At 50.6% G+C, this 13,656-nt stretch carries 17 protein-coding genes; 14 read left to right on the top strand and 3 right to left on the bottom strand.

Going from position 1 to position 13,656, the window contains the following annotated elements:
- Positions 1 to 262 precede the first annotated feature (262 nt).
- A complete protein-coding gene (locus QC823_RS16275; protein ID WP_422823680.1) occupies positions 263 to 628 on the top strand; it encodes an SOS response-associated peptidase family protein in 366 nt (121 codons plus the stop codon).
- Here the strand turns inward: QC823_RS16275 and QC823_RS15605 are convergent.
- The 3 genes from QC823_RS15605 to QC823_RS15595 form a co-directional block, all read right to left on the bottom strand.
- On the bottom strand, positions 591 to 878 hold the full coding sequence (locus QC823_RS15605) for a Bor family protein (protein WP_309657264.1): 288 nt from the start codon (positions 876 to 878) through the stop codon (positions 591 to 593). The genes QC823_RS16275 and QC823_RS15605 overlap by 38 nt on opposite strands.
- A 495-nt stretch (positions 879 to 1,373) precedes the next feature.
- Positions 1,374 to 1,856 carry a hypothetical protein gene (locus QC823_RS15600; protein ID WP_309657263.1) on the bottom strand — a complete coding sequence of 161 codons (483 nt, stop codon included), beginning with the start codon at positions 1,854 to 1,856 and terminating at the stop codon, positions 1,374 to 1,376.
- A gap of 42 nt (positions 1,857 to 1,898) precedes the next feature.
- The gene (locus QC823_RS15595) at positions 1,899 to 2,315 is read right to left on the bottom strand and encodes a hypothetical protein (RefSeq protein ID WP_309657262.1); all 417 of its coding nucleotides are present in this window, start codon (positions 2,313 to 2,315) and stop codon (positions 1,899 to 1,901) included.
- 388 nt (positions 2,316 to 2,703) lie between these two features.
- On the opposite strand from QC823_RS15595, the gene relB reads away from it, so the two are divergent.
- From relB to QC823_RS15530, 13 genes are all read left to right on the top strand, one after another.
- Positions 2,704 to 2,898 (top strand): type II toxin-antitoxin system RelB family antitoxin, encoded by a 195-nt coding sequence (gene relB, locus QC823_RS15590; protein ID WP_309657261.1) that lies wholly within the window; start codon positions 2,704 to 2,706, stop codon positions 2,896 to 2,898.
- Entirely contained in the window at positions 2,898 to 3,173 is a 276-nt protein-coding gene (locus tag QC823_RS15585) for a type II toxin-antitoxin system RelE/ParE family toxin (protein ID WP_309657260.1), read from the top strand. Before relB ends, QC823_RS15585 begins: the two co-directional genes overlap by 1 nt.
- Positions 3,174 to 3,297: 124 nt before the next feature.
- On the top strand, positions 3,298 to 3,666 hold the full coding sequence (locus tag QC823_RS15580) for a hypothetical protein (RefSeq protein WP_309657259.1): 369 nt from the start codon (positions 3,298 to 3,300) through the stop codon (positions 3,664 to 3,666).
- A gap of 521 nt (positions 3,667 to 4,187) precedes the next feature.
- Complete coding sequence (locus QC823_RS15575) at positions 4,188 to 5,042, top strand: replication initiation protein (RefSeq protein ID WP_309657258.1); 855 nt, start codon at positions 4,188 to 4,190, stop codon at positions 5,040 to 5,042.
- 1,480 nt (positions 5,043 to 6,522) lie between these two features.
- Entirely contained in the window at positions 6,523 to 7,140 is a 618-nt protein-coding gene (locus QC823_RS15570; protein ID WP_309657257.1) for an integrase domain-containing protein, read from the top strand.
- Between the two features lie 38 nt (positions 7,141 to 7,178).
- Positions 7,179 to 7,451 (top strand): hypothetical protein, encoded by a 273-nt coding sequence (locus QC823_RS15565; protein ID WP_309657256.1) that lies wholly within the window; start codon positions 7,179 to 7,181, stop codon positions 7,449 to 7,451.
- Entirely contained in the window at positions 7,448 to 7,726 is a 279-nt protein-coding gene (locus tag QC823_RS15560; RefSeq protein WP_309657255.1) for a hypothetical protein, read from the top strand. Before QC823_RS15565 ends, QC823_RS15560 begins: the two co-directional genes overlap by 4 nt.
- A 141-nt stretch (positions 7,727 to 7,867) precedes the next feature.
- A complete protein-coding gene (locus QC823_RS15555; RefSeq protein ID WP_309657254.1) occupies positions 7,868 to 8,821 on the top strand; it encodes a DNA-binding protein in 954 nt (317 codons plus the stop codon).
- A 96-nt stretch (positions 8,822 to 8,917) separates the two neighbouring features.
- Positions 8,918 to 9,202, top strand: coding sequence for a hypothetical protein (locus QC823_RS15550; protein ID WP_309657253.1), 285 nt, complete (start codon positions 8,918 to 8,920; stop codon positions 9,200 to 9,202).
- A 335-nt stretch (positions 9,203 to 9,537) separates the two neighbouring features.
- Entirely contained in the window at positions 9,538 to 9,948 is a 411-nt protein-coding gene (locus QC823_RS15545) for a hypothetical protein (RefSeq protein ID WP_309657252.1), read from the top strand.
- Positions 9,949 to 10,552: 604 nt separating this feature from the next.
- Positions 10,553 to 12,556 (top strand): beta strand repeat-containing protein, encoded by a 2,004-nt coding sequence (locus QC823_RS15540; protein ID WP_309657251.1) that lies wholly within the window; start codon positions 10,553 to 10,555, stop codon positions 12,554 to 12,556.
- A 232-nt stretch (positions 12,557 to 12,788) separates the two neighbouring features.
- A complete protein-coding gene (locus QC823_RS15535) occupies positions 12,789 to 12,986 on the top strand; it encodes a hypothetical protein (protein ID WP_309657250.1) in 198 nt (65 codons plus the stop codon).
- Positions 12,987 to 13,184: 198 nt separating this feature from the next.
- On the top strand, positions 13,185 to 13,656 hold a 472-nt coding region (locus QC823_RS15530; RefSeq protein WP_309657249.1), incomplete at its 3' end, for a hypothetical protein.

Raw genomic sequence — 13,656 nt, 5'->3', positions numbered from 1 at the left:
CGAATGGAAGCTCCTGCACGAATGGAAGCTCCTGCACGAATGGAAGCTCCTGCACAAGATTACAATGCCACCCGTTCCAATAAACCCCACTAGCAAATAATCTTGCCGATCGTCACGTCTCTTGCCCCGGCGCATAGGCCGGGGCAAATGTTCCCTCACTCTGCCGCCGATCCAGCACCCGGGGAAGACGGTCCTCGAACAGCGGGTACTGCGACCGCATCTGGTTTAGCATGCCTTCGCGGAAAGTAACGGCGCGTCAGGTGTGCCTCAGGTCGAGGTCCCCCCAGGCACTTGGATTCCCGCCGTCAGGCGGCGTGACTTCAATTCACCCCTGATGCTCGATGAGGTGTGGTGGAGCTACAAGCCCCACTGGGCCAACGAGGATGCTCCTGAACTGATTAACGCCACAGCGGAGAAGGTGGCCACCTCCAAATTATTTCCCTCCGAAAATCGTAGCTCCACGCCACGCGGCCAAGCTGTCAACTTGCGTAAACCTTCAACCGCGCACCCGTGCCGATTGGGTATAGCCATCTCCTATGAATATAAAAAGCCCGCTTTTGCGAGCTTTTTCATTTCAATCAACCTGCCACTCACTGTGTGCAATAAACTTTTGCTTGCCGTGGTGTAAAAATACCAAAGGTAAGAGTCCCAAGCAGACCATCTACAAAGGAAAGATGCGACTCAACACGTGCAACGTTTTCCGCGCCGCCACACACTTCAGCTGCGTTCATGTGCTGAGTCTGACCGATGCCGCTAACGAAAAACGGCTGCATGGTCTCACGGTCAGGTGTTGACGATCCGCCTCCGTTGATATTGTAAGACTGTGTAGCGCAACCGCTCAGCATCGTGATCAGCGCGATAAGCAAGATCTTTTTCATTGTGCTTCCATTCCCTTAAAGCTGTTGTTGAGTTTTTTGCTGCAAAAATATTTCTCAGGCCGTTGATCAGCCTCGGCATTATGTCCAAAGTTTACCTTGTTCACAACCATTCAAGACCTGCATGGATTAAGCATTGAAATTAATCTAACGCGCGCCCCGCTTGGTGGCTGTCTCGCTTAGCTCAGTCATTTTTTTAATGCGGATTTACATGAGACTTGGAATCGCAAGTTGAATGCCAAAAGGTTGGTGAGGTATTAATTGTGCGCTGCTTTTTGCCCTGGGATGGTGCCAGCCATTACGGGCTTTTTATTGCCTGATATGCCAAAAATTCAGGATAACCCGTCATATCGTGAGTTTTGGGGATGGAGGTTTTGATTCCGCGAAGCGGTAACAGGGGTTTTGGTGGGCGTAGCCCACCGCTTTGCTAAGTCTAGAGTTTAGGCTGAGACACATATGAATCAAGCAGATTTAGGCCTGTCTCATAAATAACCCGAATTAACTACAGGATCCATAGTTTAACCCTTCTTTCCCTAAGCAGACTTTCACCATATCATCAACCTTTCTTGTGCTAGCAGTAATTTCAATCTCGGAGGCTGAAATCACTGCAAAACTTGCAATATAACCTTCCCTCGCACCTTGGCAGGTTCCAGATAATGAGCATTGAAAATGTGAATTATCAATATAGAACATTGTAGATTCGATTCCTGCAAAGATTGTTCCTTCTTTACCAACTGACTTGTAACAATGAGATACCGAGGGAGTTTCCATGAGCGCATCAACATTTTCTTGACTATTGTGAAGATCCACTACTTTTTTCATTAAGATGTGCAATCTTTTTATCTCTTCATTACTTAAATCAACGTCACAATCAAAATAATTAAAATTATCAGTGCTTGCGGCTATTTGCTGGGCAAGTACACCAGAAGAAATCAACAAGCTAGTTATTATAAAAGCTATTTTACTTAGACTTGTATACATAAAATACCTCATAATTGAATTTTATTTATGTTAGAAAAGTTTTTAAAAATCATCCATCATTTCATTGAGACGAGATTCTGCCAAAGGAAGATCTATGTATCTTGCTGTACAATAGTCTCCCAATATATCAATACTTTCCTGAGAGGATTCATTCCAAATCTCTACTTGCATATACGCAGCATCTGAAGTTCCTGATGCAAGTATATCGCGTTCAATTTTTGACTCTAAAAGTTTTTCAGCATGCTCTTCGGCTTGAATATCCATATAGTCTGCATACTCTATTCTAGGGTAAAATCGAACATAGTGACCACACATCATGGCTCTATTCAAAAGTCTCGATTCTTCCTCAGTGATCAGAGAATTTTCAGCATCCTGGGCATTGGCAATACTGGTCATAAGTAAACCAAGAGAAATGAGTAACTTTAAAAAAAACATAGCTTTACCTTTTATTGGTTTCAAAATAAAAATACCATGATAATCTTACTTTTTGTGTAAGAAATGTCTTACAATTGTGTAAGACATTTCTTAAAAAGACGCATAAGTGTTCATGCAGAATTTTCGTATAATTAGGCTTTTTAAAATCAAAAACTTACTAAACATATATGCCTGTTTAGTTTTACAAAGCCACTTACTGCAGTATGCAACCGGATGGACCCGTCTCAGCGATACCGACACCATGGAAAAATCTGAATTGAAGGGCTTATTTTCGTGCTGCACCCGCAGTAAATTCACGATTATTCGCCATATCTTGAGTTTTTTAAGGGTGGTTTTTTGACTCGAAAAACCCACTTTTCGCGAGGGCAGTCGGAGTGCGTTAGACTGATACTCACACACAGAGGAGCGGCCAATGAGCACCCCCCTAGACCCGATTGTGAGCGAGTTTGAAACCCAGGAGCAGGCCGACAGCTACAACCGTTGGTTTCGCGAGCGTGTGCAACGGAGTCTGGACGATCCTCGCCCTGGTATCCCCCATGATGAAGTCATGGCGGAAATGGATGCCTTGATCAACGACATCGAGGCCCAAAACAGGAAGCGTGCTTAATGCTGCAGGTCATTTGGCGACAGACCGCTCGCGAAGATTTAGCTCACTTGTTACGCCACATCGCACAGAAAGACCCCCACGCCGCCCGACGCCTTAGAACCCGATTAGAGTCAGTTGTCCTTCCCCTGTCAGAACACCCCTACCTGTATCCCGTTGGTGATGTGCCGGGCACGCGCAAAATTGTGGCCCATCCTAACTACCTGGTGGTGTACCGGGTTGCCGTTGATCGCATCGAAATCGTCAATGTTCTGCACGCCCGTCAAGAATACCCATAGGTGGTCACGTCTTTCTATCACTACACTCCTAGGTGTTACCCCTTCTTCTGTTAAAAATGTGGCACCCTAATACATGCCCGAACTGAATCTCTCGCAAGCCGCCAGGCTGTACGGAAAGAGCCGGATGACAATACACCGTCATTGCCGCGCAGGCCGCATAACATCAAGGCTAAGTGACGATGGCCAACGCCTGATTGACCTCTCTGAGCTGATCCGCGCCTACGGAGAAGCGCCTAACCTCGTTACACCTGATACAACCTCCAAGGCATCTCAGCGATACACCTTAGAAGACACTCAGAAGAGCATGCGAAATGATCTTCTGCTGCGTGAGATTCAGGCACTTCGTGAGCAAGTCACTCAGCTTCAGGATGAGGTTCGAGAACTACGCCAACTCCCGTCTCCGAGGCAGCTTGAGCCTGATCTAGAGCCAGCTGAAAATCGCCAAATTAAAGGCTTCGATGACATCCTTCGGCGTTTTGAGAAAAGGCACTAACACCACAAAAGCCACTTTATAGCTTTTATCGCCCCGTAGGGGCGATGCAGCGAGCTTGCGAGCGATAACCGGCAATGCACATCACCTGATGCTCCACGACCCTTGACGCCCACCACAGGCCCCTCCTCGCCTCGACACCTTTCTGATAAACGGGGTCTTGTTAGGCATGGGCGTTATCCTTGCACGGCCATAGGCCGTCCCCCCTGGCGGCGCGGCTGCGTAGCAGCCAGATAGCCGCTTTTAGTGCGCCTTTGGCGCATCATTATTAGGCTGGCCGAAGGCCAGGGCGAGCGCAGCGAGGGTAGGTGAGCGCGTATGCGCTCTTTTATGTACTTTTCCCTTTTACCCTTTTAGGGCTGTATAAGTATTTGAAAGTAAACTACTAAAAAGCTTAAAAGTGGAGAAAAAGGTAGTTAAAAGTGGAGAAAAAGGTAGTTAAAAGTGGAGAAAAAGGTAGTTGAACGGTGGAGAAAAAGGTGGCATAAATAGAGAAGTTTAAAACTCTCTGTAAAAGGTGCTTTTTGGACAATCATCTCGACAATCCACTCATCTACAAATCCAACGCGCTTGTTGAAGCCTCTTATAGGCTGAGTCTCTACGAGCAGCGTATCGTACTCGCCAGTATCGCCCAGGTGCGTCGAGATGAGTTATTGACCGACCAGCAACTCTATATTGTTAGCGCTCAACAGATCGCAAATATGGCTGGTATCAGTGTCGACCGCGCATACCAGCACCTCAAAACCGCAGTAGAGCGGCTATTTCGAAGGGAAGTGACGCTTTATGAAGCCCCAAATGGGAAAGGTGGGGCCAAAGTGCGGCTTACTCGTTGGGTGCAGGAAGTGGTTTATCAAAAGGATCAGGGCACCATAGCATTGCGTTTCAGCCAGCCGATGATTCCCTACTTATCTCAGCTCACCGAACAGTTCACCAAGTTCGGCATGCAAGATGTAGCTAAGATGACCAGTGCCCACGCAATCCGACTCTATGAACTGCTATGTCAGTGGAGAGACATCGGTAAGCGAGAGGTATCCGTCGAATGGCTACGTGAAGCTTTTCAACTTGAAGGTCGCTATGAGCGAATCCCAGACTTGAAGCGCTGGGTTATTGAGCCTGCCGTGAAGCAAGTTAACGAACACAGCCCTCTATGGTGTAAGTGGGATCAACGCAAGACTGGACGACGTGTAAGCCATCTGATCTTCACCTTCGGTGAAAAAAAGTCCGTAAAGGAACAGAAGCCTAAAACTCGCACAAATGACCAGAAAGCCAAGGGCGCCCGCTTTGGTATCCCACAAGCTGTCATTGAGGCAAACGCGAGGCCTGGCGAGGATTATGAAACAGCCGCACTGAGGATCCTTGAGGAAGCGAAATCCAAGTGAATAGGCGAGGCGTTGAAGTGGCGGGCGATGCCACTGAGTGAGACATCACCCGCTGAATTGTTTTTTATGTCTGAATATCAGCGTGACGACGCTACCGCGAAAAAATTTCGCAGCGCAGGGATGTCACGGTAAATAAACAAACGACTGGCAATCGCGGCGACTACTACACAAAGTATTGATAAGCACTTTACGATATTGTAATCTCAAATTTGTTCTGCCTTTGGCAGACAATGCGTGGCCATCCACCACCGCAAACACAGGATATTCGATTGATGTGTTGGCACCCTGCCGCGCATCGCACGCTGCACATGCAGTGAATGACGATTCAGCGATTCAACATCACGCTAATTGTCATATCGCACTAGCAATCCGTCTATGCGATTCCTCTACTTACTTGAATCACCTGCCAGCGCTTCGCTGCAGGCACTTTGTGCTGTCTGTTTCTGCTTAACACTCAACAGACGCATCAGCGACACGTTTGCTCACGCGACGTTTCATCATCGCAATCAGTAGCAGCGATTAACTTTTCTATGCAGATCTGCGCATGACTTCTAACGCTCAAAAATCACAGAGTTTTCTGTGCTTAAAGCGTGTCTTTTTTAAGCCGACTTTCAACAAAGACTTTGCTGTTCAGCAGATAGTTGAAACAAGCTTGTTTTATGCAACAAACATTTACTAATGACTCTTTTTAACGCTCACGAATTGCAGCATTTTCTGTAATAACAGCGTGTTTTCTTAAGCCACTGTTCAACAAAGACTTTGCTACTTAGCAAACAGTTGAAGCACGCTTGTTCACTCAATGCACGTTCGTGCATTGCTCTCCGACGCCACAAAACACAGCACGATATTTGTGTTAGCAGCAGCGTGATTTTACGTCAATGTCATCTCTTAACTCGCTGTGTATCGCGAGAAAGAGACACGCTTGCTGTGTGTTTTGTTTGCGTGTTGCACCCCTCACGTTGAAGGGGCACTGATAGCCGTCAGGTGGGTTTGCCCACCTGACGGCTAGGCTTACCTGCCTGTGAAAAACCTCTGAAAGCCGCGCCACAGCGGTGTTTGAAAGCATATCGACTGAACGAAACGTTCAACGATGATCGACGAAATGAGAGAGATCGGACACCCGAAAGGGTGGCGGTTCAACCGCTAGGCTGGGCGGGGTCTTGTCCCCCATAGCATCCAAACGTTCTCAACGAAAGGTAGGGCATCCCTGGGAAGGGATGGCGGCATAGCCGCTAGGCCGGAGTGTTGCGAGCGTCGTGCTTAGACGTTGCGTGACACGCGGGCGTGATTGCCCCATAGCACCCAGCAAAACCTTAGATAAACCCGTAAATGCAGTGCTGCACTGCTATTTGCAGCAAACCCCAACGGGCCGGCGAGCGTCCGTTAAAAACGACTCGCGTTACAACTTATCGCTTCGATGCCGTCTGGCTTTTCGTGAATTTGAGGGCTTGGCGGGTCAATAAAAATTAGGGGTCACAACATGGCAAAAAACTTCGGACTTGGCTCTCGCGATATGTCGAAAGCCGCACAATTCGCACTTAACGACGCAGTAAAAGACGGTGGAATAGGCTTCAAACACGCGGCAGAAGTTGGGCGCGAGTTCTCAAAATTTTCTGAGTTTGCACGCGCAAATGGTGTGAAAGACATGCAGTACGTTAACCGCGACCTTGTAATTAGTTACGGGCAACAGATAGCTGATCGGGTCAGCAACGACGAACTCAAAGAGGGCACTGCACAAAACAAAATATCAGCGGTTAATACCGTTATGCGAGTAGCCAGCGGCGGACGCTGGGAGTCTGTCAGCCCCCGCCACGATTGCGGGATCGATCAACGCAGCGCGATTCGTCAATCGCCGCCAACCGGACTTGATCGCTCTCAGCTTGAACGCGGTTATGCAGCGCTCAGTGAACGCGGCGCGGCGATAGCAGAGCTAGCGAGGGAATTTGGCCTTCGAACCAAAGAAAGCAGCCTCTTGAACGCACAGAGCGCTCTTAGAGAAGCAGTAACACGTCACGTTATCAGTGTTTTAGATGGCACGAAGGGCGGACGCGAACGTGAAATTCCTATCACTTCGTCAGAGCGACAGATCGCGTTTTAGAGCGTGCTGCACTAGCACAAGGCACGGCAAAAGCAGTCATGCCGCCAGACAAAAATTGGAAATCGTGGCGTGAAAACGGTTTGCGTGAAACACGTGAAACGCTTCAAAAGCATGGGGTTGATCGGCTTCACGATCTGCGTAGCGCTTACGCTTGTGAGCGCTATCAAGCGCTCACAGGCCACGCCGCACCGGTGCTCGGCGGAAATGCCCCACGCGAGCTTGATCGGACAGCGCGGCAGCAGATAGCGAGCGAATTGGGGCATGGGCGCACTGACATTACAAACAGCTATCTCGGAGCACACACAAAATGAGTGATTTGATCAGTTTACCGTTGCGTCGAAAAATCGACGCATATCGTGGCAAAGGCGGCAAACGCTCGCGCCGTGCAACGGCGGCCAGGATTGAGCGTTTTGTTAAGTGGTGCAACACAAACGCCGAGCAAATTGGCCGTTCGCACGTTCATCTTTTCTTTGAAGAAAAGCGCTTTGCGCCCAGCACAGAGCGTGATTACTTTCACGCAATCAACAAATTATGGGAAATGCTTGGGCGAGGAAAAGAGCCGCCACGTCCGCCCTCGATGCGTTGATGCGTTAAGACAGACTGAAACCCGCCGCGTGCGGGTTTTTTTGTGACTTCTACCGTATTTTATCCGTATTATATATTGTATTTTGTATCATATAAAATATAATATTAAATACAAAATACGATATACACAGAGAGCATACAAATGGCACGCACTGGAATCACTTACGACAACGTTCAGCACGCTGCCGACGCCCTGGTAGGGCGCGGCAAAAAGCCCACCATCGCCAACGTCAGGGCCGAAATTGGCACCGGTTCACCGAACACAATTCATCGCCATTTGCAGCAGTGGCGCGCCTCGCAGGCCCCCGCCGAGCGCCGCGCCGCCCGCCTACCGGATGAACTGGCATCCGCATTAGCTGAAGAAATCGAACGACAATCAGCCGCCGCACGCGCTGACGCCGAAGCCACGACACTCGACGCGCAACAGACCGCCGACTCACTGGCCGAAACCGGCGAACAACTGGAAGCGGAGGCCGACGAGTTACGCGAGCAAGTCGAAGTTTTGGAAGCTGAGCGCGAGCGCGTTACAGGCGAGCGCAATGCCGCCCAAACCGAGCTGGAACGCCTGCGCGGCGAACTCGACCGGGAACGTCAGGGAGCGGAACAAGTACGCCAGGAGCTAGCCGAGGTTCGCAATCGTGTCACCACGCTGATCGAGCAGCGCGATGAAGCCCGCACCGCACTGGCCGAGGCTTTGAGCGAGAAAAAAGCCGCCGACGCGACTCGTGTTGAGGCCGAAAAAGCCTTAGCAGTCGCCGACTCTCAGCGTGAAAACGCCAACGCCCGCGCTCAAGAGCGACTGGACGCGCTCAAAAGCGAACAGCAAGCACGAAAAGCAGATGCCGAAGAACACAAGCGAGCCTTAGCGGAATTGCGCGACGAATGGCGAGAACGCCTCGCCGTCAGTGAAAAGCAAACGCAGGAAGCGCGCCAAGCGGCTCAGGAAGCCGAAAAAGGACGCACCAAAGAGCAGACCAGGGCTGAAGCCCTAGCGGCGCGTCTGGACACCCAGGAGGCCCATAACGCAGGGCTAAGAAAACACCGTGGCAGCAACGATCAGCCACCTTTGCCGTTTGAGAATGAAAACCCAGCCTAATTTACCCTTTGCGACATAATGAAAAAGAGTGAAACATGCACTCAACAAGCACCCTAATGCTTAATTCTTAAAAATGAGAAAGATAGGGGATGTGGTATGGCCGTTACTCAACAACATTACAAACTCGCCGCCCAGCTGTTGGCTGACAACCAACCTGACGAAGCCACGCACAGTGAGCCTTACTGGGAAGGCTACTTGGATACCGTCGCATGGTGTGTGGCGGGTCAACCCACGGTTTATGACAACAACAAACCCTACACGCTAGGCACGATGCAACGTGATGCCTGGGCACATGGCTGGCTACATGGACAACAGTTTGTGAAGGCGCTTGCCAAAAACTCCATGACCAAAGATACAAAAGTCCCGCAACAGCGAGATTAAATCGGGCCTTGAGATCGCGGACATAACCACTGAACGACGCTGTATTGATTAGGGTGGTGAAGATTTACCGCTACGAAAAACGGCCTGAATCTCGCTTGAAAGCAAGAGGTTCAGGCCGTCAAAACCGTATTGGCTGGGGTATACCGTAATTTAGAGGAGTAGCCTACCGCTGACGACTACACAGCAGCGGCAAGGCTAAAGGCGGATGATCTATTACACTCCAAGAGCTCTCTGAGCCAATAGCTATCCAGTAGACAATATTGCATACCATTGCCCTAACGAGATTGCCGCCGCATAGTTGACGCAACAAGCGCAACGCAACAAAAGGCGGCAACGTGCAACAGACCATATCCCAGGCTGCCCAACTATACGGAAAAGCCCGCTCCACTATTCACCGCGCAATCGAATCAGGCCGCTTGTCATGCAGCTTTCGAGGCGATGGCGTGCGCGTTATCGACTTGGCCGAATTGATCCGCCTATGGGGTGAACCGACCAACGCACCGACCCAAAAGCAACAGAACGCAACGCCCGACGAACCGGACACGCAACAGGCTATGCTCCACGAATTGCAGGCCATGAGAAGGGAGTTAGTAGCGCTACGCGAGGAAGTGGCCCAACTCCGCGCTTTACCGGCACCAGAACCTACCAAGACGCCCGCAGAAACGACGCAAGCGCCAAAGGTGGATGATGACCCCCATGGCTTACGTGAACTGGCTAGAGCGCTATACGACAGCGGTGAAAGATAGCTGCGGCAACATGTGATTAAAGGGGATTAGTCAGTGACGACGATACCCTTCGTAGGGTACGAAACCGAAGCTCACGATATGACGGGTAATCGTTAATTTGCTGCGATGCAATATGGGAGCAGTCCCGCTAGGGTGGTTTTTGCTTTTTGAAATATTAACGTTGTTGAATCTTTTCATTGCTATTGGCCGGACCTAAGAGCAAAGTCGAATAAAGAAATCCTATGAAAGGATTCAAAATCGAAAAGATCATGTCTGTGCATATCGATATTCAAAACGCTTTATCTCACTCTCAATCGCCCCGCTGATTGGAAAGGGCTGCTTTATTGGGCGGAACAGTGAAGCCGTTAATTAAGCGTTCATGCAAGCGAACGAGTTTAATGACCTTTATGCCGGCCAGAGTCCCCAGCAGCAAGTGAACATGCTTTATTAACATTTACTGGAGCGTGATGCTGACGACCTGGTCCGGCGCCAATGACGATGCCACGGCTAGTGACTTGATCACCGTCGACGTTCTCCTTCGTATAACCAGCAGTAAATCAATTCGGCCGCAATGGTGCGGTGGGATTGAGTCGTAAAAAATTAGATATGTTAAGGAGAATATAGAATGGCTAATATTAATTGGATTTTACTGGATACTACCCCCGATACGCTTTCGATCCCTGCTGGGTCGGACGTCAAAGTGCTGGGTAATACCAGCGGGAAAACAGTAAACCTGGAAAGTGGTGCCAGCGTTGTCGGTCTGGATGCAGGGACCGCAGACGTTAACCTGGCAGGTATCGCCTCAACTGATGTGACCGTTGTCCGCAATGGCACAACGCTTGAAATTCGCAACGCTAATGGTGAGCTCCTGGTCAGTGTGGCGGCCGGTACTGGAAAGACCACAGAACTTTCTTTTACCGACGGCAGTGCAACCCTAGCGGTTTCCGGTACTGATATTAACTTTGGTGGACAGACACTGGGTGACGATGTTGAGGTCGCTGGTTCAGACATAACTGTGACCGGAGAAGGCAGCGGTGACACTGGCGATACAGACGCAGGCCAGACCTTTAGTCTCACTGCAAGTGCCGACTCAATCAACGAAGGCGCGTCCAACACCTTCACCGTGACGGCTTCTCAGCCGGTAGCGGAAGAGACTACAGTCACGTTCGAGCTGAAAATCGACGGTGAGTCCGCGTCACTGGAAGACTTCAACGCCGGTGAGCTCAATCCGGTTACCGTGACTATCCCGGCCGGCGAGACAGAAGCAACGTTTGACGTTGTGTCCATCACTGCCGACGGTAGCGAAGCGTCTGAAACTTACCGTGTTGAAGCAGTCGTGAACGGTGAGACCCTGTCTCAGCAAATCACGTTGCTCGACGTTGTCGAGGGTGCAGGTCAGACGTTTGACTTGACTACGTCTGTTGATGACATCTCAGGTACTGGTGACAACGACACATTTACCGGAACTCGTGGTAACGGCGCCGGACCTTACACATTCAATAGTGGGGACATCCTCGACGGGCTTGGTGGTACCGATACGCTGAACATCACCACGGGCGCAGAAGCTAGCACGCCGCCTGATACACTCTGGTCCGATATCAGCAATTTCGAGAAAGTGATTTTCAAATCTCTCGGGAACGGCGCGCAAAGCATCACCACCGGGGCCAACTTTCAGGCCGCCTTTGGTGCTCAAGGCGTTGACGTGACCGCGCAGACGCTTCTGGGTGCGATTGATCTCACCATGGCATCGTTCACTGGCACTGCCGACATTACGACGATAACAGAGGGTGCAGGTGCACACTCTATCGTCACCGGGTCGGGCGTCAGCACCGTCAATGCAACCGGTATCAGTGCCGGTGCGCAGACCATCAACGGTGTAGGCCTGACCACGGTTACCGCCACCATTAACGATGCTGGCAATCAGGTCATCGGTACCACCCAGGGCGACAACCTCGTTAGCGTCAAGGCGACGATTTTGGCTGCCGGTGATCAGACTATTGCCAGCACGAGTGACAGTAATGTCACTGTTGTTGCATCAGCGGCAGCCGGTGCGCAGACCGTCACTACGGCCGGTGGTAACGATAGCATCACTACGACCGGCGCAGCGGGTAACGCAGGCACCATCAGTACCGGTGCTGGAAATGACACGATTGTGGCCGGGTTTACAACAGACGCGATCACTGGCGGCACAGGCTCTGACACCATGACAGGTGGTGGCGGTGTCGACACCTTTGCGTTTGGCAACGATGGTTCCGTTATCGGCACGGACAGGGATATCATCACGGACTTCAACACGTCCGGCGCTGACATTCTGAGTTTTTCCGGTGAAGCAATAGTGCTGACGGCTGATTCGTCGGCGCTGGTTGCCGGTGCAAACGTGCAGACGTCTTCCGGAGGTCTGATCACTTTTTCAGCAGCCGATGACACGCTGGCTGACAAGATCATTGCCATCCAGGCTGATGCTGAGCTGGACGCGGCTGGCTCGGTTGGTATGTTTGTCGACTCAGGTAATACCTACGTTTACCATGCCGGGGAGTTCGCTGGCGATGCCGATGATCAGCTGATTCAGTTGACGGGTATTGACACATTGACGACGTTGACCGGCGGCGCTACGCTCACCATCGGTTAAGCAGTCTGCTTCAACAAAAGCCTCGTGGGATAATACGTCCCGCGGGGTAGTGGTGAAAAATTCCACAAGATTAAATTGATTAAAAAACAACCATCTTTCTGATGGTTGTTTTGGTTGGAACATACCCCATGCGGAATCATGGTTCATCACGCTCATACCCCATGGGTGCCTGCGAAAACCTGAGGTCCAAACCCCATGAGTGGCTGACAAATGATGCATCGAGGAGCTGCCGATGAGCGACACGTCACTACAACCACCGCCCTCCCTATACAGCCAATTGTTCGCGGTGCTGAAACGCTTCCTGAGCACCCAGGATATGGACCAGGTCCTGCTGCGCGCGACCCGGGACGAACGGGAGTCAGGGCGATTAGACCTGACTCCCCCAGCGCTTCGGTTCGGATTTATCTCGATTCACGCGAAAAAGGTGTGAACCGAATCTTGTTGAGTTACGACTCATAAGAGAATCAAACAAGCTAAGCTCAAGACTGGAGCATGGGAGGAGAGTAGGAAGGGTGGCGTAGTCTGTTGATTGATACAAACAAAGATCTAAATCAACACGCGCGGATACACATACTTATTTTTACCCTGCAGGCTCCTTGATAATCAGAAAATAACCAGGAGCAATAAAATGAAAGTATTCAAGCACAAAGCTAAGGCAACGGCTCTTCTGTTTTCAACACTCATACTGGGCGTGTCCATGTCCAGCCACGCTCTTTCACCCCAGGCGGCTATCGCACAAGGACTGATGGATCCTGACACGGAGATTTCCTTGGTATGCAATGATGGCACCGTGATTTATTCTACGGCCATCGAGGGATTTAACATGGCAACTGTCTGTAATGGCCATGGTGGTCCATGTGACCAAGTGGGGGGCTGCGGCGGCTATGATGGTCCAGGTATCGTTGGCGGCGTTGGCACAGGCGTTCGTAACAGGCTTCCCGAGATTCGGATAGGCAAGCAAACCATCAGAGTCCATCCTGATAAAACCCGCCGAATGGAAGCTCCTGCACGAATGGAAGCTCCTGCACGAATGGAAGCTCCTGCACGAATGGAAGCTCCTGCACAAGATTACAATGCCACCCGTTCCAATAAACCCCACT

Source organism: Vreelandella vilamensis, from assembly GCF_031451755.1.
In the GTDB taxonomy this organism is placed as follows: domain Bacteria; phylum Pseudomonadota; class Gammaproteobacteria; order Pseudomonadales; family Halomonadaceae; genus Vreelandella; species Vreelandella vilamensis.
This window is presented reverse-complemented; position numbering and strand designations above follow the sequence as displayed.